At 44.2% G+C, this 20757-nt stretch carries 17 protein-coding genes; 7 read left to right on the top strand and 10 right to left on the bottom strand.

Annotated elements, in window-relative coordinates:
* Window positions 1-122: 122 nt before the first annotated feature.
* Complete coding sequence (gene yidZ, locus NDJ01_RS24455) at window positions 123-1079, bottom strand: HTH-type transcriptional regulator YidZ (RefSeq protein ID WP_258587552.1); 957 nt, start codon at window positions 1077-1079, stop codon at window positions 123-125.
* A complete protein-coding gene (locus tag NDJ01_RS24450; protein ID WP_258587551.1) occupies window positions 1054-2259 on the bottom strand; it encodes an MFS transporter in 1206 nt (401 codons plus the stop codon). Before NDJ01_RS24450 ends, yidZ begins: the two co-directional genes overlap by 26 nt.
* A 37-nt stretch (window positions 2260-2296) precedes the next feature.
* Between NDJ01_RS24450 and NDJ01_RS24445 the strand changes: the two genes are divergently transcribed.
* Complete coding sequence (locus tag NDJ01_RS24445) at window positions 2297-2455, top strand: hypothetical protein (protein ID WP_258587550.1); 159 nt, start codon at window positions 2297-2299, stop codon at window positions 2453-2455.
* Window positions 2456-2836: 381 nt separating this feature from the next.
* A complete protein-coding gene (locus NDJ01_RS24440) occupies window positions 2837-4087 on the top strand; it encodes a DEAD/DEAH box helicase (protein ID WP_065646945.1) in 1251 nt (416 codons plus the stop codon).
* A gap of 150 nt (window positions 4088-4237) precedes the next feature.
* Here NDJ01_RS24440 and NDJ01_RS24435 read toward each other — a convergent pair whose 3' ends face one another.
* The gene (locus NDJ01_RS24435) at window positions 4238-4651 is read right to left on the bottom strand and encodes a VF530 family DNA-binding protein (RefSeq protein WP_005391068.1); all 414 of its coding nucleotides are present in this window, start codon (window positions 4649-4651) and stop codon (window positions 4238-4240) included.
* Window positions 4652-5137: 486 nt separating this feature from the next.
* On the opposite strand from NDJ01_RS24435, the gene NDJ01_RS24430 reads away from it, so the two are divergent.
* Complete coding sequence (locus tag NDJ01_RS24430) at window positions 5138-6595, top strand: DUF3360 domain-containing protein (RefSeq protein WP_005391067.1); 1458 nt, start codon at window positions 5138-5140, stop codon at window positions 6593-6595.
* A gap of 196 nt (window positions 6596-6791) precedes the next feature.
* Here the strand turns inward: NDJ01_RS24430 and trpB are convergent, their stop codons facing one another.
* From trpB to NDJ01_RS24410, 4 genes are all read right to left on the bottom strand, one after another.
* Window positions 6792-8015, bottom strand: a complete 1224-nt coding sequence (gene trpB, locus NDJ01_RS24425; RefSeq protein WP_258587549.1) for a tryptophan synthase subunit beta — start codon at window positions 8013-8015, stop codon at window positions 6792-6794.
* A 412-nt stretch (window positions 8016-8427) separates the two neighbouring features.
* The gene (rnr, locus tag NDJ01_RS24420) at window positions 8428-10674 is read right to left on the bottom strand and encodes a ribonuclease R (RefSeq protein WP_258587548.1); all 2247 of its coding nucleotides are present in this window, start codon (window positions 10672-10674) and stop codon (window positions 8428-8430) included.
* 294 nt (window positions 10675-10968) lie between these two features.
* Window positions 10969-11181, bottom strand: coding sequence for a cold-shock protein (locus NDJ01_RS24415; RefSeq protein ID WP_005375644.1), 213 nt, complete (start codon window positions 11179-11181; stop codon window positions 10969-10971).
* Window positions 11182-11488: 307 nt separating this feature from the next.
* Window positions 11489-11737: a hypothetical protein gene (locus NDJ01_RS24410; protein WP_005391061.1), complete on the bottom strand. Its 249-nt coding sequence runs from the start codon at window positions 11735-11737 to the stop codon at window positions 11489-11491.
* Window positions 11738-12024: 287 nt separating this feature from the next.
* Between NDJ01_RS24410 and pcp the strand changes: the two genes are divergently transcribed.
* The 4 genes from pcp (at window position 12025) to NDJ01_RS24390 (ending at window position 15637) form a co-directional block, all read left to right on the top strand.
* Window positions 12025-12663 (top strand): pyroglutamyl-peptidase I, encoded by a 639-nt coding sequence (gene pcp / locus NDJ01_RS24405; protein ID WP_258587547.1) that lies wholly within the window; start codon window positions 12025-12027, stop codon window positions 12661-12663.
* Between the two features lie 197 nt (window positions 12664-12860).
* Window positions 12861-13124, top strand: coding sequence for a hypothetical protein (locus tag NDJ01_RS24400; protein WP_047009320.1), 264 nt, complete (start codon window positions 12861-12863; stop codon window positions 13122-13124).
* Window positions 13125-13187: 63 nt separating this feature from the next.
* Window positions 13188-14174, top strand: a complete 987-nt coding sequence (locus NDJ01_RS24395) for a GTP-binding protein (RefSeq protein WP_258587546.1) — start codon at window positions 13188-13190, stop codon at window positions 14172-14174.
* Between the two features lie 170 nt (window positions 14175-14344).
* Window positions 14345-15637, top strand: coding sequence for a DEAD/DEAH box helicase (locus NDJ01_RS24390; RefSeq protein WP_005386186.1), 1293 nt, complete (start codon window positions 14345-14347; stop codon window positions 15635-15637).
* Window positions 15638-15700: 63 nt separating this feature from the next.
* On the opposite strand, the gene NDJ01_RS24385 is transcribed toward NDJ01_RS24390, so the two are convergent.
* The 3 genes from NDJ01_RS24385 to NDJ01_RS24375 all read right to left on the bottom strand — a co-directional run bounded on the left by NDJ01_RS24385 (window position 15701) and on the right by NDJ01_RS24375 (window position 20615).
* A complete protein-coding gene (locus NDJ01_RS24385; protein ID WP_258587545.1) occupies window positions 15701-18727 on the bottom strand; it encodes a DUF6701 domain-containing protein in 3027 nt (1008 codons plus the stop codon).
* Between the two features lie 307 nt (window positions 18728-19034).
* Window positions 19035-19874: an arginase family protein gene (locus NDJ01_RS24380; RefSeq protein ID WP_006742009.1), complete on the bottom strand. Its 840-nt coding sequence runs from the start codon at window positions 19872-19874 to the stop codon at window positions 19035-19037.
* A 6-nt stretch (window positions 19875-19880) separates the two neighbouring features.
* A complete protein-coding gene (locus tag NDJ01_RS24375) occupies window positions 19881-20615 on the bottom strand; it encodes an IclR family transcriptional regulator (protein WP_005391048.1) in 735 nt (244 codons plus the stop codon).
* Window positions 20616-20757 lie beyond the last annotated feature (142 nt).

The following is a 20757-nucleotide window of genomic DNA, read 5'->3' as shown; positions in this document are numbered from 1 at the left end:
ATTTCAAGATTTTAAAATATTTAATCTAATGGAAGGCAAGACCACACTCCTACGGTTCTTGACAACATAAAGGGGGGAGAATGTTCATTTCTTTGCTTTAAATGTACTTCAAAATTACCCGTTCAACTTGTGCCATACAGGCTCTTTATCGTCTCCCTCAACCACACGATTTTAGGGTTCTGGTTATTGCGCTTGTGCCAAATCATAGTAAATGGAATCAGTAGCTTGTGCTGATAATCTTCCGCAATGGGGATAGGCAACGCTATTAAGTTGGGGTGAAGCTGTTCGCAGTATCGCTGACAATATTTTGGTGCTGTGGTTAACATTTGATGATCGGGCTTTTCTGCAACAAATAAAGCTTGCTCGAAACTCGCCATCGTTAGGCTAACGTTTCGAGTGTGTCCCTGCTCAGCCAAGATCTCATCCAATGCCCAACTGTCATTTTTCTCCCATGCTACATTTATGTGGGCATAGCTTAAGAAAGTATCTAAATTCCACTCTTGCTTGAGTGCAGGATGATCCTTGCGGACATACACCATAGGTAAATCCGAGAACAGCACTTCGAAATTAATAAAATACGGGAGCAGTTCTAACGACTCTTTGGAGCGAGGATGGCTTTCACGGCCAGTAAAACCAATATCCACTTCACCGCTGGTAATGGCGTATAACGAGTCGTAATCCCAGTTATGGAACTTTACCGTTGAGTCTGGGTAAAAATCATGGATTCGTTTGGTCAGTTCATCCGCCATGATGAGTGACAATGGCGACTCTACTCCAAGATGAAATTTAACCCCGCTTGGCGCATCATCACCTCGGTGTGAAACAATCTGGTTACCGATCTGCATCCAGTCTGACAAAAGCACTTGCACGTTTGTCGCGAGATTTGTTGGTTTTAGGCCTTGCGGCGTATTCACAAAAAGCGGGTCATCAAACCAAGCGCGCAATTTGCCTAAAGACTTACTCACGGTTGAGGGAGTTACATTAAGTTTTTTCGCCGTTTTAGTAACACTCTGCTCTTGCAGTAGCAATTGCAGAGTGAGCAGTAAATTAAGATCAAGTCGGGCAAGAGATTTCTTCATGAGGCTCACTAACGTTCTGATTTGGAAATAATAATATTATGGAGAGTCCAATAACGCTACTAGCAACCAACGCTATCATTAACATCATCACAGCCGACACACCTAACGTCGCCATCAACCAAATGTAAAGCGCAGACCAAGAAACCTGCCCTATGCCAAGCATAGAACTTGCCTGACCAGCTTTACGAGAAAACTGACTTAGCGCCTGACTCATCGCCACACCAAACCCCATAGGGAAACTCATGCTGAGCAGAGTGAACCCTACCATATAAAGTGTCGGACTATCGCTATTCAAGTGAGCCGCGAGAATAACGATAGCCGACAGGAAATTGGTCATTTGTGCAGCGAACATCAATGTGGTTTGTTTAAAGTAAGACAAAGCAAATGGCACTGAAAACGATGTTGCCATACCTACCATTGCGAGTAGTGCCATCGTGGTTGAGTAATCGCCTCGAGTAAAGCCAATCGAATCCATTATTATCATTGGTGACGTATTCACATAAGAGAGAATCGCTGTGACGCCTAAAGATGTATAAATAACGCGCGATATAAAAAAACGGTTATATAGTGATTCGTTCGAATCTTCACTCATATCTAAAAGTGTGCGCTTGGTTTTAGGCAAGGTTTCTTTTAAGACAAAGCAAGCAGTTAAGCCTATCACAATACCCATCATCGCCATGGCAGTGAATAACACGGGCCACGGAAACTTGATCATAATCAGATTGCCGATCACGGGGGCAAGTACTGGAATAGAGCAGATAATTCCATTGAGCATCGATAGAACCTTAGCTCGCTTTTGCTCACCTAAAGTGTCGCGCAAAATAGCGAAGGCCACTACATAGCAACATGCTGCACCTACACCTTGGAAGAAGCGCATTATTAGGAAACTATCACTGGTCTCAGCAGAGCCCGCGAACATTGATGCAAGGGTAAAAATCACTGCACCGCAAATGGCAACAGGTTTGCGTCCAAAACAATCAGCAGCTCGCCCAACAAAAACCATAGTCGATGCTAGGCCAGCAAGGTAAATAGAAAAAGCAATATGAAGTTGTGATTCGCTCGCAGACAGGTCATTGGCGATTTGTGGTAAAGCAACCAAGTAGAGATCTATTGCCGTAGGATAAAGCAACACAAAGGCGAAGCTACATATCATATATCGGGGTAAATTAATTTGTTCCATTACTACCTCGTGAAGGAATTGGGCTTACGAGGATGATATGCAACATTACTCATCTTGGCGCGTTACCTTTCTGACAACAGGTATTTCCATATACGACATCAGCAACGATTGTGGCTACAGCAGTCAAACGTACACTGAGAAGAACCTGGTATCGGGCGAAAGTAATCTATACAACCGAGTCCACAGCATTAGCTAAATAGATAACGATGGACATTAGTGAGCTGGAGTTTTCTCAAGCTATATTGAGTTCTCAAAACCGAAGGGTTAGATAGTATGATTAAGCCTTTCAAGCGGAGCTAGTCTATCTCTGCAACCTTAATTTTTCCAAGATACAATGTGTTTTGGCTTTACAGGATTCAGATGCCTGGCTCCTTTTCCCATTGTTCGTCGCGAACGCTGCCACCGTGAGTCGTAGAGCCTTGGTTATCGAAACCATTAACTCATGTTAGTGAAAGGAGATTCCTGCTCTCTACAGTGCTTCTTTCACCAATCTTCTGTTTGGGCCATTATCTCTAACATCCAGACGCGAAATAGCATAAGATACACGGCCTTTACTAGCACTGAGCCACTCATCGTAATGACAGATAAAACACAGCAAGCGACATTTGCCGATCTTGGCCTGATTCCAACCTTAGTCGAGCGACTAGAAGCGTTAGAATACAGCCAACCGACGCCCATTCAATCTCATACCATTCCTTATATCCTTGAAGGGAAAGATATTGTTGGCGGTGCCAATACGGGCTCTGGTAAAACCGCTGCTTTTTCGCTGCCAATTCTGCAAAAAATTGTTCAGCAAGACGAAACAAATCATCGCCGTGGTAACTTCGTTTCTCACCTGATTTTAGTACCAACTCGTGAGTTGGCATCACAGGTGGCATACAACGTCAAATCTTACTCATACCATCTTAGAGATAAGATCAAAACGGTTGCCGTATTTGGTGGTGTATCGGTGAACCCACAAATGCTGGCGCTTCGTGGTGGCTGTGACATTATCGTAGCTACGCCGGGTCGATTACTTGATCTGGTATCCAGTAACGCGATTAAGTTGGACCAAGTAAAAACGCTCGTGCTCGATGAAGCTGACCGTATGTTGAGCCTCGGATTTACCGAAGAACTCAATAAGATTCTTGCGTTACTGCCAGAGAAGAAACAGACGCTGCTATTTTCTGCTACTTTCCCTGATAAAGTCACGACGCTTGCTCAGCACTTGCTCCACGACCCTGTTGAAGTTCAGTTGCAGAGCGCAGAAGCCAGCACTTTGGTGCAACGCGTGTTTAGTGTAAATAAAGGTGAGAAAACGGCGGTACTTGCGCACTTAATCAAACAGCATCAGTGGCGACAGACTTTGATTTTTGTGAATGCTAAGAATGCCTGTAACCATTTAGCTCAAAAGCTGTCAAAACGTGGTATTACTGCTGAAGTTTTCCATGGTGATAAAGGGCAGGGCGCTCGTACTCGTGTACTTGACGGTTTTAAGTCTGGCGAGATTCAAGTTCTTATTGCTACCGATATCGCAGCGCGTGGCCTTGATATTGAAAAGCTGCCAGTGGTGATTAACTTCGATCTTCCACGTAGTCCTGCTGACTATATGCATCGAATCGGTCGTAGTGGTCGTGCTGGTGAAGTGGGTCTAGGGTTATCTCTTATCGATTACGATGACTATCACCATTTCAAAGTGATAGAAAAGAAAAATAAATTCCAACTTGAACGTGAGCAGGTAGAGGGCTTTGAAGTGGAAGACGACCAAAGTGAAGCCTACTTTTTACCGATGAAGCCGCGAGCAAAGCCAGCAGGTACGGGTAAAAAGAAGAAAAAGCGTAATCAATAGAAAACGTAAACTACATGTGAGTTTACTTATGGGAGGCGTTTGAGAAGGGGGCGCACTAGCTTGAGTATTCGCTTCTAGCCATTTCTTTAAAGAACAATAGAGCCTTGCTGGAGCTACCAGTAGGGCTCTATTGCTTTTCAAGGTTATGTACTATCGACGCGTCGGACGTCCACGAGGTGAGCGTTTTTTAAATGCGGATGCAGCTTTAGCTTGTGACTTGAGGATAGAGTCAACGGTTAGCGGCATTGGCTCTTTAGGTTCAAGACCATGAGGGAACGTACGAGCTCTCGGTGGTAAATCATATTCTTCTTCACTTGCGCGTGGCATGCGCTTAAAGCGATAAAGGTAAAAGTTTTCTAATTTTTCTCTCGCCCATTCGGTCTTCTTTAAATACTTCACACTACTTGCAATCGAAGGCTTAGTGTTAAAGCAATTAAAGCGCATTGCTGTATCTAGAATGTCCCAGCCATAAAAATCCACCAACTCTTGCAACATAGTTTCTAGCTTTAACCCGTGCAGTGGGTTGTTCCGTTGCAGTTCGATTCTTTCTTCGTCAGTCATCATTTTAGGGGCCTTACTCATCAAAGGGTGGAGTTTAGCAAAGTATACATTACAGAGATATCTATAGTTAGGCAGCGATGGTTTGGGTTGCAACTCGATTTGATGTTGTTAGTGCGTACTTGCATGAGCAAAATTAACCAATTACCTGTGTGAATTCAGACATGTTTTTCTACCCTGAAAAGCACAGGTGGAGTTGCGACTGTTCCTCTTCTTGAATTGCTGTTCAAAAACTCTCACTAAAGATCGGCGTACTCTAATATAATGTTAAATATTTGTGTAACAAGTGAGATTTTTGTTGTTCTTTTACTAATGTCTAATATTCCTACCGATAGCAATACATGCTTAATAGGTTCAAATCAAAAATTAGCCATACCACTTTCTTGGTGTGGCCTCGATGTTTGATGTGGGTGTTGTCTCGTATTGGTCTGTATACCAAGCGAAACTCTAGTTGGCATAGTTCAACGTTGAAATATAACAAAGGATAGCTCAATGTCTGACTCAAGTAAGACCTTTTACAGGGATGTGCGCAAAAAACCGCATGAATTTGAAAGTCGTGAAGACTTTCTAAACCATGATTTAACTATCATGAGCTTTCGTCGCTGGGGTATTCATTTGCCATCACGTGATTACAGTATTGAAATCGAAGACTGGGTGCCTGCATTAGCCGCAACCATTGGTAAAGTGGTGATGGTCACCGCTATGGTTGCTGCCTTTGCTGCTCAGTTCGGTTTATCTCCGGAGTTTGTTGCAGAAAACGTGCGTTACGAATTGCTTATCGCGGGTGCTCTGTTCGTTATTTTGTTTTCCGCCATCCTAAACCCGAACGCAAACTTAGCCGGTACCCATGGCCCAATGATACCGCTGATTCCCATGATTGCTGCCGCAGGAGGGCATCCTCTGGCGCTTGGCTTGATGGTATGTGCTTTTGGCTTAATTCTCGCTTTGACTAAAGGCGGTTCTAAACTCATGACCTTGACTGGCATTGGGGTTCGAGGAGGATTATTGATCTACCTAGGCGCTGTTGGGTTGCTCGGACAGATTAATAAGACGGAAGCGTGGGCTGCAAGTACAGACCAAGGTTACATTTCGTTTGTTGTCATTGGTCTAACGGTTATGGTTTATGCCTACCTAGCTAAGATCAACAAGCGTTGGTTGGCAATCCCATTGTGCTCTGCACTCGCGGGGATTGTTGCTTATTTGATGGGCGCTGAGTTTGCTTTTACCACAGAGCCGGGCCTGCCTAATTTCAGTCCATTCTACTGGTGGGGTGAAGATACAGGCTGGCAGCTAGGCTGGCCAACCCTAGAGCACTTTATTGCCGTGACTCCATTTGCGCTACTGGCAGTCGCTATGTGGTCCCCTGATTATCTCGGCCATCGTGTGTTTCAAGAACTTAACTACCCAAAAGAAGCGAAAGGCGTACTCATGGATGTCGACGACACGATGGTCGGAGCGTCTGTTCGTCAGGGGGTTGGCTCACTCTTAGGGGGCGGAAACCTAGCTTCTTCTTGGGGAACGTACATGATTCCAGCCGCAATTGCCAAACGTCCTATTCCAGGTGGCGCACTGTTAACGGGTTTCATGTGTATTGCCGCCGCGGTAATTGGTTACCCTATGGATCTAGCGATGTGGGAGCCTGTTCTGCGTGTTGCTTTGATTGTCGGTGTATTCTTACCGCTTTTAGAAGCGGGTATGCAGATGATCCACAAGCATAAAGATTCACTCAGTGCCGGTATCTGTATTTTTGCCTGTGCATTCGTTAATCCAGTCTTTGGCTGGGCAATCACGATGCTGCTGGATAACCTTGGACTTATCGGCGACCATGAGCGTGCCAACGAACTCTCGCGAAAAGATAAATACCTGATTCCTGGTACTGCATTTATCGTCTGTGCAGGCTCCCTTGCTGTCGTTGGTCAGCTTCCGGGCATTCCTGCTCTGATCGGTTAATCGAATTATGCTCTAAAGGCATAGTTGGAGTGGTGAGTGAGAGGGCTTTCTCAAGCTATGCCTATTTCTCAAAAGTAAAAGGTTTGGACTGTGTAGTTAAGCCTTCAAAGCGCATGTAGGGAAAGTAAGGCGCAAACAAAAAGCTACCTAGTAATAGGTAGCTTTTTGTATAGACATTTAGCCTACCAAGCAGGGACTAAATGATTGATTCAATGCCGTATTTTGCGCCGTAGTGTTCAACGACAAAATCAATGTCTTTGTCACCGCGACCGGATAAGTTGATCAGAATTGAGCCAGTTTCTCCTTGCTTCGCAAGTTTAATCGCGTAAGCGACAGCGTGTGAGGATTCAATCGCTGGAATAATCCCCTCTTCGCGAGACAGTTCAAAGAATGCATCAATTGCTTCGTCATCAGTGATTGAGCCGTAATTGACACGGCCAATGTCTTTTAAGTAACTATGCTGAGGCCCAACCGATGGGTAATCCAAGCCACTTGCTACAGAGTACACTTCTTGAGGTTCACCTTGCTCATCTTTAAGCATGTAAGACTTAAATCCGTGCATAATACCTGGCTCACCAAGTGTGAGTGTTGCAGCGTGCTCGCCAACCTTTTGCAAAGAGCGGCCCGCGGGCTCGACGCCGTGAATAGCGACTTGTTCATCGTCTAAGAAAGCAGTAAATAGCCCCATCGCATTAGATCCTCCCCCAACACATGCAACGAGATTATTGGGTAGCTTACCAGTCATTTCTTTGAATTGAACACGTGCTTCGTTACCGATAATTGACTGGAAATCTCGTACCATTTTTGGGAATGGGTGAGGGCCAACGACGGATCCTATCGCGTAAAGTTGTGTGTCAGGATCTTTTAAGTAGGCTTCGAAGGCAGAATCAACAGCTTCTTTGAGAGTCTTGCGCCCGTGAGTGGCAGGGATGACCTTGGCACCAAGGATTCTCATACGGACGACATTCGGGTGCTCTTTGGCAATATCAACTTCACCCATGTAAATATCGCACTTCAAGCCAACCAGTGCGGCGGCTGTCGCAAGCGCGACCCCATGTTGCCCTGCGCCAGTTTCAGCAATCAGTTTCTTCTTACCCATCTTTTTAGCGAGAATGGCTTCTCCTAAGCAGTGGTTAATTTTATGTGCGCCTGTATGGTTTAAGTCTTCGCGCTTGAGGTAGATGTCTGCTCCGTATTTCTTAGACAAGTTTTCCGCATGGAAGATTGGGCTAGGTCGTCCAACAAAGTGCTTATACAGGCGAGCAAGCTCCGCTTTAAATTCAGGATCTTTGCTGCATTCCTCATAAGCTGCGTTGATATCACGCATGATTTGTTCAAGCTCCGGTGGCACGAAGCTACCACCGTATTCACCAAAGTATCCTTCTTCATTGGGCATGGTGAGATCAAACGAGTTTTTCATTATTTACATCCTAGTTAACGAAAGTATTGATACTTTTATACCCAAAATTTAGAAGTGGTTGTGTGATCAGTTGCTTAAATCAGAATTCGCGATCTAGTGAACTAGTTAAAAAGTACAATTTGTGTGGTTGGTAACGGGTTGGTAACGGGTTGGGTACAACATAAGGTGGGGTTTAAGAGGCGCAAAAAAGCCCCGAGAGATCCTAGGCTGTCATAAGAACCTCTCGAGGCAAACAGAGTGTTGGAAATACACTCTGCGATGGTGTCTGGAAACAAAAGTTAGATTCGTTTCCTTTGCCAGATATTAGGGTTTTAGAATGAGCTGATGTCAGCGAAATGTCACAAGTTAATCGCGGTATCTAAAGCTTATTTTTTATTTTTGAACAATGGGTTAGAAAATAGACTACAACAGACTAACCTACCGTGTGTTCTGCATCTTTTAAATTGAACATGATCTTTCTTTGTTTCGAATCGACGTCTTTAACCAACACGTGCACTTTAGTCCCTAAAGTAAACGTGGTGCTCTGGCTGGAAATTTTTTGTTTGACTGCATCAAATTCGAACTCACCATTTTGAAAACTTGATAAAGGAATGAGACCTTCGATTCGGTTTTCCTCTAACTCAACAAATACCCCGAAGTGTGTGACTCCAGACACCGTCCCCATGAAGTGTTGCCCGATAAATGGCTTCATGTAATGACATTTCAGTGCTGACTCAACCTCTCGACTCACTTCATCTGCCTGACGAGATTGATGCGAACAGTGCACGCTCAGTTGCTCGATTACTTTTGTATCGTAAGGGTAGTTGTTCGCAGCACCTGTCAATTGACGAATAGGTTTTAGTTTCATGAGCAGACTGCGTAGCTTGCCTGTTTTTTGCTCTCGAAGTTTAGCGCGAATGGCGCGGTGAACGAGTAAGTCTGGGTAACGACGAATTGGCGAAGTAAAGTGTGCGTATGCGTCATAGGCTAAACCGAAGTGACCCATATTCTTCGGCGAATACTCGGCTTGACTCTGAGAACGTAGCAGTAGGGTGCGAATCACATCACACTCATCTAAATCTCGTACTTGTTCCAGTAATGCGTTGTAGTCATGAGAAGTTGGTTTATCACCACCCGCAAGCGTTAGCCCTTTGTCTGCAAGCATCATTCTTAATGAAGACAGTTTTTTCATCTGAGGACCAGAGTGCACGCGGTATAAGCTCGGTATTTTTTGTTGCTGCAAAAATTGAGCGGTGGCAACGTTGGCACACAGCATGAATTCTTCGATCATTCGGTGGGCATCATTTCGAACTACAGGAACGATGGACGCGATTTTCTTTTTATTGTTTAACGTGAATGAAAGCTCTTGCGTGTCAAAATCAATGGCACCACGGACTTGACGTTGACCAGATAGGTTCAAATACAAGCGATGGAGATTCACCAGATGCTGTTTAATGTTTTGTTTTGGGTTCTTACCTTGGTATTTTTTTGCTTCCGTTGATTGGGAAACAATGCGGTAAGCTTCGTTATAAGTTAAACGAGCATGCGAGTGAATGATCCCTTCAGAAAACTCTGAATCTAGCATGTTACCTTCGTCGTCAAAGGTCATCTCACATACCATAACCAATCTGTCTTCATTCGGGTTAAGCGAGCACAAACCGTTAGATAATGTTTCTGGTAGCATTGGTACAACGTATCCGGGGAAGTAAACGGACGTTGCACGAGATTGCGCCTCAAGATCTAAATGGTCGTTTGGCTGAACGTAGTGAGATACGTCTGCAATCGCAACGAATAACTTCCAATGCCCATTGTCCATTTGGTATGCGTAAACGGCATCATCAAAGTCTTTCGCGTCGTCCCCATCGATAGTGACGAACGGTAAATCTCGATAATCCACTCGTGACGTTTTGTCTTTTTCTTCTACGTGATTGCCAAATGCGGAAGCAGCGTGAAGAACTTCATCATCCCAATGGTCATTGATGCCATGTCGACGTAACGCCAATTTAACTTCAATCCCTGCTTCTCCCGGACGCCCTAATACTTCAGCCACTTCAACTGTTGTTGATTGTCTGTGATCTGGATAGGCCGTGACTTTACAATGAACGAGTTTACCGGCACTTTTGGTGATAAGATCATTTGGTGTGACATGAATGGTTTGAGTCAGTTTCGCGCTTTCTGGCACTAGATAGAAGTTCGAACCTTTTCTCTTTAACAAGCCTACGATGTGGGTTGTTTTTCGTTCCACTATTTTGATGAAACGATGATTTGAGCGTCCTTGATGCTGAGCATTGCCTTTCAGAACCAGTACGATATCGCCATCAAACACATGAGTAAGTTGGTGTTTAGGTAAGAAAAGGTCTTTTTCATTACTGTCGTAAGTGACAAAACCAAAGCCGTCTGCGTGAATGCTGACCTTTCCAGAAACCAAAGCGGTTTGATCGACTTTCTTATAACCACGGCGATGCGTGAAAATCAACTGGCCATCGCGCTCCATAGCGCGTAAACGTTTTTTTAAAGCGTCTTTTTGTGGTTTCTCATCTAATCCAGTAGAGCGAGAAATTTGCTCGTGACTTAAGTGATTTTTAACTTTATCGAATAGGCTAAGGATAACGTCTCGGCTAGGGATAATGTGCTCGTAATTATTAGAATTTATTGATTGTGCGGATATATTTAATTTCATTTTTTTCTCTTATATTCGCCAATCGCTTTTATTTTATAAACTTTATTTATATGAGCAAAGCATGAGGCGAAGTGATTCAGATATGAATCAGATTAATTTAATTCCAAACTGGAATTGCAAGATAGGTAGTGTGATTACCTAAAGATGTATACCAAAGTGACTTTATTGAAAGTGATTAATGACGGTATGGGAGAGGTAAGTGATTTGGGTATATAAACTTAGATAGAGAATAGTAAGGGCGGTAATAAGTGGAAGGGGATGGTGGCACCAACAACGTTGATGCCACACAAAGAATTACAGTGCAGTTACTTCAGCAGCTTGTAAACCTTTGTTACCTTGTTCAACAACGAACGATACTTTTTGGCCTTCAGTAAGAGTTTTGAAGCCTTCAGAAACAATAGAACGGAAGTGAACGAATACGTCATCACCGCCATTGTCTTGAGAAATAAAACCAAAACCTTTAGTTTCGTTGAACCATTTTACTGAACCAGTTAATTTATTAGACATAGATACCTCTATATTTGATTGTTTTAAATATTGAATTTTTAGCTAATATCAAGTGCTACTATATGATTTTAGAGATAACTATTTTGTCGCAGGAACGTAAACGAGGAATTCGATGTGGAACTGAGAGAAACTTTGATCTTTAATTACATTAATAGCTCTTTCCGTAAGAGCTGATGTGCAGTATACCGACAAAATTAATAAAGGCTAGCCTTTTCTTTTTTTATTTTTTAAGTACACCAAGCGCATTGCTTTCAAAGCATACGCTTGGTGTATAAGACGGCATGGTGTTATAGATGGTGCTGAGCGCTTAGTGTTTTCTGGTTGAGCCGTTACGAACGATGTCTTTACCATTGTCATATACGTGCTGCGAAACCCAGCGGCCAAGGAGCAATTGGTGCTTTTCTCCTAATACGGCAACAAATGGACGGCCATCGGTATTAGAGGTGGCTAGCGCAACGCCAGTGACACCTTCAAGACCCAGAGCGCCGCTTTCTACTAAATGCAGAAATGCCTCTAACTCTTCAATCGTTTCGATTACATGGTTATCAATATTCATTGTATTCAATCTCTTCGAATTGCATTGCGGTCGCGTACTCTACCTAAGTTAAGCGTGGAAACCAAGTTTCTGCGTGAGTCATGTAATGAGAGAGCCAAGCCCTGCCACTAATCATCGATAGTTAGTCTCGATAGTCCGGAACTTGTGTAGATTCAATAAAGTGAAAACCCTCGCTGGTTAGACATGAGTCACATAATGTTGTCTGGCTTATGTCAACAATACTTTTGCTATTGGATGGGGTGAAGGGGAGTGCAATAATTTGTGAAACTCTTTTCCTAAAGGCTGTTATGAAGAAAGTCCTGATTACCGGTTTTGAACCTTTTGGTGGTGACGCCATTAACCCCGCCTTAGAAGCGGTCAAGCGATTAGAGGCTGCGGCAATAGAAGATGCCATGATCGTTACTTGCCCAGTTCCTGTGATTCGGTATGAGTCACTGAATACCGTTATTGATGCAATAGAAGCGCACCAGCCAGATTGTGTGATTACCGTTGGGCAAGCGGCTGGACGTGGCGCGATCACCCCAGAGCGTGTCGCAATTAATGTGGATGATTTTCGTATTCCAGATAACGCTGGTCATCAGCCGATTGATGAACCCGTAGTGGCGGACGGCCCAGATGCTTACTTCTCGACACTGCCGATAAAGCGTATTGTTCAAACGCTGCAAAAGCAGGGGATACCTAGCCAGATTTCTAACAGTGCCGGAACATTTGTATGTAACCACCTTTTTTATGGCATCCAACATTATCTAAAAGACAAACCTATTCGTCATGGGTTTGTTCATATTCCATTATTGCCAGAACAAGCAGTAGATGGCAGTCAGCCTTCCATGTCTCTGGAGATGATAGTCGAAGGGCTAAGGCTGGTGGCTCAAGTTTGTACTGCCAATGAAAACGACATATTGGTCAGCGGCGGGTCGATTTGCTAGTAAGTGTTTTACAGTCCACTAAGTGTCTGAAAGCTAGTAATAAGTTCATCGTTTGATGTTGTAATAAATGTTAGCTTTGTCAAATTTCACAAGTAGCGAAAGGAGTAGCATTGAATAGTCAGGTTGGATGTTGTTCAAACTGGCACTCCCCTAATACAGGAGGTATTAGGGGCTACCCTTACGAAAGGCGAGTTATCATGAAAAGCAACAAAAGTAAGTCTATCGCACTTATCTCTGTCGTTGTTTTCGCATTGGCTATCGCTGCGCTTAAATTCGAAAACACACTCGGAGTTCTTCCCATCGTAGTCGCTATTATCGCGTTTTTTTCCTGCGTCATTTACACCAGTATGTATCTTTCTGATATGAAGCGTTCAGAGTTGATAAGTCACTCTGATCATTCTCAAAAAATGTGTACCCACGCATCACGCAATGAGCTTGATGAGCGCGATAAAAAGCGTTGAAGCGAGTCACATTCTCCGTATACTTTGCTGGAGCATTAATGCACTAACGTGTCGGAGATAAGCATGTCAAATCGAGTACCAACCAACATACTGACCGGATTTTTGGGTGTCGGTAAAACGACCACGATTTTAAATCTACTGAAGAACAAACCGGAAAACGAAAACTGGGCGGTTTTGGTCAATGAATTTGGTGAGATTGGCATCGACGGTGCATTGATGACCGACCAAGGTGCGCTGATTAAAGAAGTGCCGGGTGGTTGTATGTGTTGCACAGCGGGCGTGCCAATGTCGGTCGGTATTACCGCATTACTGCGCCAAAAACCGGACCGTTTATTGATTGAGCCGACAGGCCTTGGTCATCCAAAACAGGTTATCGCGACGCTTACCTCAGAACAGTATGAACCTTACGTTGATCTAAAAGCGACGATCGCTCTGGTTGATCCGCGTAACTTAAGTGATGAAAAATATCTTTCTAACCAAAATTTCGTGGACCAGTTAGACAGCGCAGATGTGGTTATAGGCAGTAAGGTTGACCTTTGTACCAGTCACGACATTGATGTGTTTAATGACTGGGTGACGGACCAATCTCCCTCAAAAGTATTCAGTAAGCTTATTCATGACGGTGAGTTACCGATAGAAGTCTTGGATATCGAACGGGTTTACGGCAGCGCTTCTTCCCATATCGAGTCACATCATCATGACCATGCTCACCAAGAGCCTCAATTCCAGTTGCCGCCAGGTGAAGCCTTTGTGCGCAAAGAGAACAAAGGGCAAGGGTATTTTAGCTGCGGGTGGTTGTTTGGGGCAGAGTACACGTTTGATTTTGATAAACTTTTCTCAATGCTTTCGGACTTAACGGCGGAACGCGTTAAAGCGGTGGTCAACACGGATCAGGGGTGCTACGCGTTTAATGTTGCCAACCGAGTCGTGTCGGTGAATGAAATCAGCTTAGAAGGGTTTGAATCACGATTAGAAGTGATAGATTCTCAGCTGTTGTCATGGGATGAACTTGAGCAAATTCTCCTTCAGTTGTCTGGCATCAAGCGTTAAATCGAACAAATGTTAAACGGAAACGGTGAACCAGCAATCTGTCTGCGTTCGCCGTTTTTGCTTTTGTAGCGTTTCAATGAGAAAAGTGAGATAAATCACTCAAATTCGGGTATAGTGCACGGCTAAATTTTTAAAGCTATTTTTAGTGGTTTGTTTAAGGAATACGCTCAATGTCATTTTCATCTCAAGGTTTTGCGCCAGAAGTGGTTAAAGCACTGGCAGAATGCGGTTATGAAAAGTTAACGCCAATTCAACAGAAGGCGATTCCAATGGCTCGCAAAGGCCATGATATTTTCGCTACAGCACAAACAGGTACTGGTAAAACGGCTGCGTTTTCTCTGCCTATGATTCAGCAGTTGTTAGACAGTAACCGTAGCGCTTCTCGTAAGACTGCTCGTGCACTTATCTTGGCTCCAACTCGCGAGCTTGCTGAACAAATTGCTGACAACATCAAAGCTTACACGAAGTACACCAATCTGTCGGTGGCGGCGATTTTCGGTGGCCGTAAAATGTCTTCTCAGGTTGCGGCACTGGAAAATGGTGTTGATATCCTTGTGGCTACACCTGGTCGATTGGAAGAGCACATCGAACAAGGTAATGTCTCTGTGGCACACTTAGAGTTTTTGGTGTTTGATGAAGCAGACCGTATCTTGGATATGGGCTTTATTCATGCAGTTCGTAAGATCATGCTGGATGTGGATACAGATCCGCAAATCATGATGTTTTCGGCAACGACTTCAAGCCAGCTAAATCTGTTAGCGAAAGACATTCTGCGTAAACCAAAACGTATCGAAGTAGAGCGTGCAAATACTACGGCACAAACAGTTGCTCACGTGCTATATCCAGTTGATCAAGAGCGAAAAACGGAACTGCTTTCAGAGCTAATTGGTCGCAAAAACTGGAAACAAGTGTTGGTATTTGTGAACTATAAAGAGACCGCAAACGAAGTGGTAAAAGAGCTGAAACTTGATGGTATCAAAGCGGTGGTTTGTCATGGTGACCGTGCTCAAAGTGCTCGTCGTCGTGCGCTAGAAGAGTTTAAGTCCGGTAAAGCACGTGTCATGGTGGCTACCGATGTCGCTGCTCGAGGTCTAGATATTGAAGACTTACCTCACGTTGTGAACTATGACATGCCTTTCCTAGCGGAAGATTACGTTCACCGAATTGGTCGTACGGGTCGTGCAGGTAAACAAGGTCATGCTGTTTCATTTGTAAACCGAGATGAAGAGCTCACGGTGGTTCAGGTTGAAAATCTAATCCAGCAACGCATTCGCCGTATTGAGCTTGCAGGCTATGAACCAAAACAGCGTGAATCTTACATTGAAAAGCTGCACTCAAAACCAGCATTCAAGAATCGTCAAGGTCGTCGTAATAATCCGAACCAGTCGGCAACAGACCAAGGGTCGGCAGAGCGTCGTCTTGCTATGGTGAAGCGCCTGAAAGCGCGTCGTGGCGCAAAGTAAATTACACAGTTTGTGTGAAAAGAGCCCCTCAATTGAGGGGCTCTTTTTGTTTACCGTTTCGTGTTAATTTAGGCCAAGCATATTGGGTTCACCACGATAAATAATGCGATCGTTTCCTCGGTGAATACCAAACGTAACAATGACGGGTGGGTTTTCCTCTTCACTTGTAGAGCTATCCCAGTCGTATTTTAGCCAAGGGATGCGATTGCCTGAGCTGTCTAAATCTAGGTGGAATTGTATTTGCTCGCGCGCTGAGTCAATTTGGCTTGCAACGATATCGGTCATCCTGCCAATACTCATCGTTCCAACGCCAGAAAGCAGGGCGTTGTTTGCTGGCGCATGCGACCAAATTGGCGTGCTGAAGTAATATTCACCATTCGCCGTTGTTGAGCTGTCATCGAAGTTAGTCGTAAATCGACCGTTTTGCCAAATTTCCACATCAAGTGGCACTTTGATCACCATGCCTTGGTTGCCACCTACATCTTGAAAGTTCAAACGACCGAATCGAATGTCCGGTTGTTGTGTGAGCACTTCGCTGTTATCAAAGAAATTTACCTCATCAACGGCTTTAGTCGTGACTATACCTATTTTGCTGCTGTCACTGTTAGTCCCTTTATTAAATGGGCCATCAGGGTATTGTTTATCTGTCGTGTTCTTTTTCCAACATGGGCTATTGTTACAAGTCGCATTGGTCGACGGCTTCTCGATCACAAACGTTCCAACACTCGCGTTACCCAGTAGTTTCCAGTCTACCTTCTTAGGCTTAGGCGGCAAAAACCGATCGGAGTATGAGCTTAGCTCGCCTAAGTCGAAATGTTGTTGAAGGTTAGATGAAAAGTGGACGTAGTTCTTCACGTTTTCTTTATTCGCATTGAGTGCGACAACATCGTAAGTGACTTTCTCAAAAGGTTGATTCATGTAAGCAAAAGTTTGCCCATGTGGGTAGTGCCATTCTTGGTCTCGCACTTGAAAATATTTTGGGTAAAAACGACCGATGTAACGATAGCCTTCGTTAACAGTCATACCTAGATATTTACTTTCTAGGTTTGCTTTTACTCTCAAGCTCCCGACTTCTTCCCAATATAATCCATTAAAGACGAATTGATCATTCTTGGCTGAATTATGCGCCTGAGCCAGTGAGTCACTACTTTTTAGCAATTTTGAGGTTTGGTTCGCTGTCTCTGATGGCGTATGTTGCTCACTCGACAAGACAACCGATGCTGCTGGAGCGTCATCAAGCGTAAAATTACGGGTGATAGAGGCATCACAATAACGTGCTGATTCCACAGAGCCACTTACAGAGCCGTCAGGTTGCCAAATGATGGGCTTCACTGTTAGAGAGAAAAGTTCTCCGGCAGCAATAAACCCATCTCCTTGTTCAGAGGTGCCAGAACGCAAAGCACGTTGGTTGTCACAGATAGCCAGTGTCCATGGTCGCGAGTACACATTAAATGTCCCTTTCACTTCCACTTTGCCTTCTTCTGGGCACTCTTCAAATCCCTCACATTCAAAATGATCGGATAATGTCACTTCAAATATGCCGGACTCGTTCGTGATAAGACCATGCTCAGACAAGCCGTCTTTAAATTCCGCTGAATAGCTAAAGTTTCCTTCACTTCCTCCTAATGGTTGAACCAATGGATGAAAAACCTTAGGAGTACCATTGTAGTTGCTTGCGACTACAGGTTCGCCGGTGGAGGCACAAGCAAGCAATCGCGTATGCACGTTTTCTGGTTTACCTGCAATAACGCGTATTTCATTTAAAGTTGCGCTTTTCGTCTTTGAGTAGGCCTCAAACATAAATGGCGTAAACATAAAGCTAACCGTTTGATGCTTGCTGGTGTCTTCTGCCATAGTGAAAGTCAGCGTGTAGTTAGTACCTAACGCGATGGTATCAATATCGTTCGGGACCACTCGAACAACGAGCTCACCATTATCGTCAGACAAAAATTGGTTTGCTTTTAATATCTGCTGACCTTTGACCACCTCTAAAGTGAACAAGTCAGGGTGTGATAGGGCAGCACTGACTTCTGCGCTTACTACTTCTCCATTATCGGTTGTCATTGCTGTAAATTGCGGAAGATCGTCGCCGCACATCAGTGCCATGTCGTCCGATGGTGTGACGCTTAGGTCGAAGTCGTTCTCTGATGGAGGTTGCATGCTGCAATTCGGAACATCTTGAGGGGTAATCGGACAGACCTGAGAGGAGTAGTGACAATCAGTGTCGTCTAATCCACAGTATTGCGTGTATTTGTTGTCTTGTGCTTTCGTTTGTGCACTTCCTGGCGTTTGTTGGATTTCACCACAAACTTGACTTGGCTGATTTGGAGCGTTGTTGAAGTTCAATGTTTGGAAGTATTTAATTGCTGTTGTAGAGCCATAGAACGAACCGTTCAATGCGGCAGATGCTCCTTTAGTCTCAGTAGTGCCGTAGATCTCCATGTCATCAATAAACAGAGAACTGTGCGCCACAATGTCACCGACGACGAAATGTCGTTGGAAAGGGTTTTTCGTTTTGAGATGCAATTGATGGCCTTTTGATTCAATGGTGCCACAAACGTTAGCGTTGAATATATCGGTCGTACTGTGAGTCAAAATGTCACCAATAATGGTGTTGTACTCACCATCAATATGAAGGGCCTCACCTGTTAGCTCTATATCCCCATCGATGAGAACGTTATTCAGCTTTGTTGGGTAAGCCGATAGAAGATCACCATAGATAACCGTGTGCTTGTTTTGGTAATCGTCAATGCTTGATGCTTTCTCATTGTTAACCGTTAATCCGGTAGCGAGTGCGTGGAGAGAGATACGCTTATTGGGTTCACCAATCGTATTGTTCCCCTCTAACACAATGCCATGAGCTGCTTCTAGCGTTATCTCTTTTTCCGGTAATGAGGAGACAATTTTGTCACCTGCGGGTAGGACTAGTTTCCCTGTACAGTGATAAGTCGTACCATCGCTTTCGATACTAAAACTCTTGTGTGAGCAAAGTTGACCTAACTCAGATAGATCTTTGACGTCATAAGTGGTGGCGTGTGAGGCTAGCGGTAAAACAAGAACCGCAGCGAAAATACTGCAAAGACGCATCATCAAATGTCCTAAAAAAGTGGAACAAGATGGCATCAAGCGAGCGTGAGCAAGTGCTCACAGAAGTTGAAATGTCGGCGGTGTTTTTGGTTTTTAATCCGCTTACTTATTGAACTTTGGCTATTTTTATTTCGTATGTCATACCCAAGCTTAGTGGCGTTATTAGAACGTAAGTATGAGATTAGTTCAATAGCTAAGTGTGACGTGAGTCGCTTTATTCATGTAACTATTTGTTGGTAAAAGATAATAATTAACCATGTTGATTCAGAATCAGTAGCTTGAGCGTCCTGATTCTGAACCGAACTTGATCCTAGGCTGCGTGAACAATGAGTGGGGCCATTTGATATAACTCTTCTAGTATGGCTTTCGTTTGTCTCGAATAGACCAGACGATCGCGATCGCCTACGAGTTGAATGGCTCTGACTTTACCTGCAACCAGGCATTGCCTAATGGTGCGTAGAACCATTTGGATATCAATTTCTGAGGTACCATCAAGGCTGTTTTTGGTTTTTAGGGAGCCAAGGTCGATACTGAGGATTATTTGGTCGCAATGGTCGAGGTAATTGCCGATTAACTGCTTTACATTATTGCGATGACGAAAAGAAAACTCTTTATCGGTTACCCAGTCACAACCTTGATCCTCCGCGTATTCCCACGTTTCTTGCTTTGTATCTTGTTCGCTAACACCAGCAAAAAATAATCGCACGTTTTGATAGCGAGAAAGCGCAAAATGGAATGCCGAGCCTAAACGTGGTTCAAGTGTTGGCTTCAAGTTCATGTCATGTCCAATATTTACCACACCCACTTCGTCTCGATAGGACCCGACCACAGGTAACATGGACAAGATTGCCTCGGTACAGTTAGTTACTAAAACAGGAATTGAGTGGCGAGAAAGCGAAAGGCTTAACGCTTCCTGAAACTCGCCATTTTCCAGCTTGTCGTGGTTGAAGTGACCAAAGTTTTCAGCGGTTTCATGATCATGCTGTTGGTATAGCCAATCACTAGCATTTTCCAAACTTTGATCAGCTAATTCAAACGCGCCCTTAGACATGGGAGGCAAATACTCACACACTGTCATAAAAGAAAAAGGGTAATGCTGCGGCTGTTTCACGGTGTGGTGGAGTTTATAGCGTTTGAAAAAGCTTAACATGATGAATTACCTTTCTGGTGGTAGTGCCCTTGCCGCTTGCAACACATGCAAAATAATGCGCTGCTTATCCTTTTCGACTCGGTGGGCCGGAGCCATCACTGAGACCGCGCCGATCAGTTTGCTTCCTTTCATCACTGGTGCACTGATGCCAGAAACACCCGGGTCAATTTCTGAAGTACTGACGGCATATCCGTGTTTACGGATGGTTGTGAGCTCTTGTTCCCATTCGTCTCGTCGGTGATCTTGATTAAAGTATCTCAAGATTTTCTCGCATCGACTTTGAGGCATAAAAGCGAGCATCACTTTAGATGAGGCACCACGTAGCAGAGGTTGACTTTGACCCTGGACGAAGCTGCAACGCAGCGCCTGCATACTTTCTTTTTGTCTGACACAAAGCGCGCGATACCCTGCAGGTACCATATAAGCGGCCATTTCCCCTGTTTGTTGTACCAACCGAGCCAGTATGGTTTCGACCATATCTAAACCATGCTGTGCGGTCTCATAGCTATGCATGAGCAGCAATGCTGCCGGGCCAACGACAAATGTCTTGTCGTGTACGCTTTCTTCAATCAAGTTCCACTCTTTGAGCAGCTTCAAGTGTCGGTAGAGACTGCTCAAAGGAACGTTCAATTGCTCGCTTAGCGTTTTCGCAGAGACTGGGAATGGACTAACTGCAACTTGCATTAACAACTGCAGTGCTTTTTCGTTTACCTGGTTCGCATTAGCTTTGTTTGTCGTCATGAGAGTGTTGTAACGTGTTATATGAATTACGACAAATATAATTCTTAATCACTGAGAAAAGAAAAATAATTTTAATGGGTAATTCTCGTAGAGTGAGAATTTGACGACTAAGGGCTTACCTCGGTACCGATAGGCTCAAAAA

Origin of the sequence: Vibrio sp. HS-50-1 (assembly GCF_024747315.1) — a bacterium.
Lineage (GTDB): Bacteria > Pseudomonadota > Gammaproteobacteria > Enterobacterales > Vibrionaceae > Vibrio > Vibrio diabolicus.
This window is presented reverse-complemented; position numbering and strand designations above follow the sequence as displayed.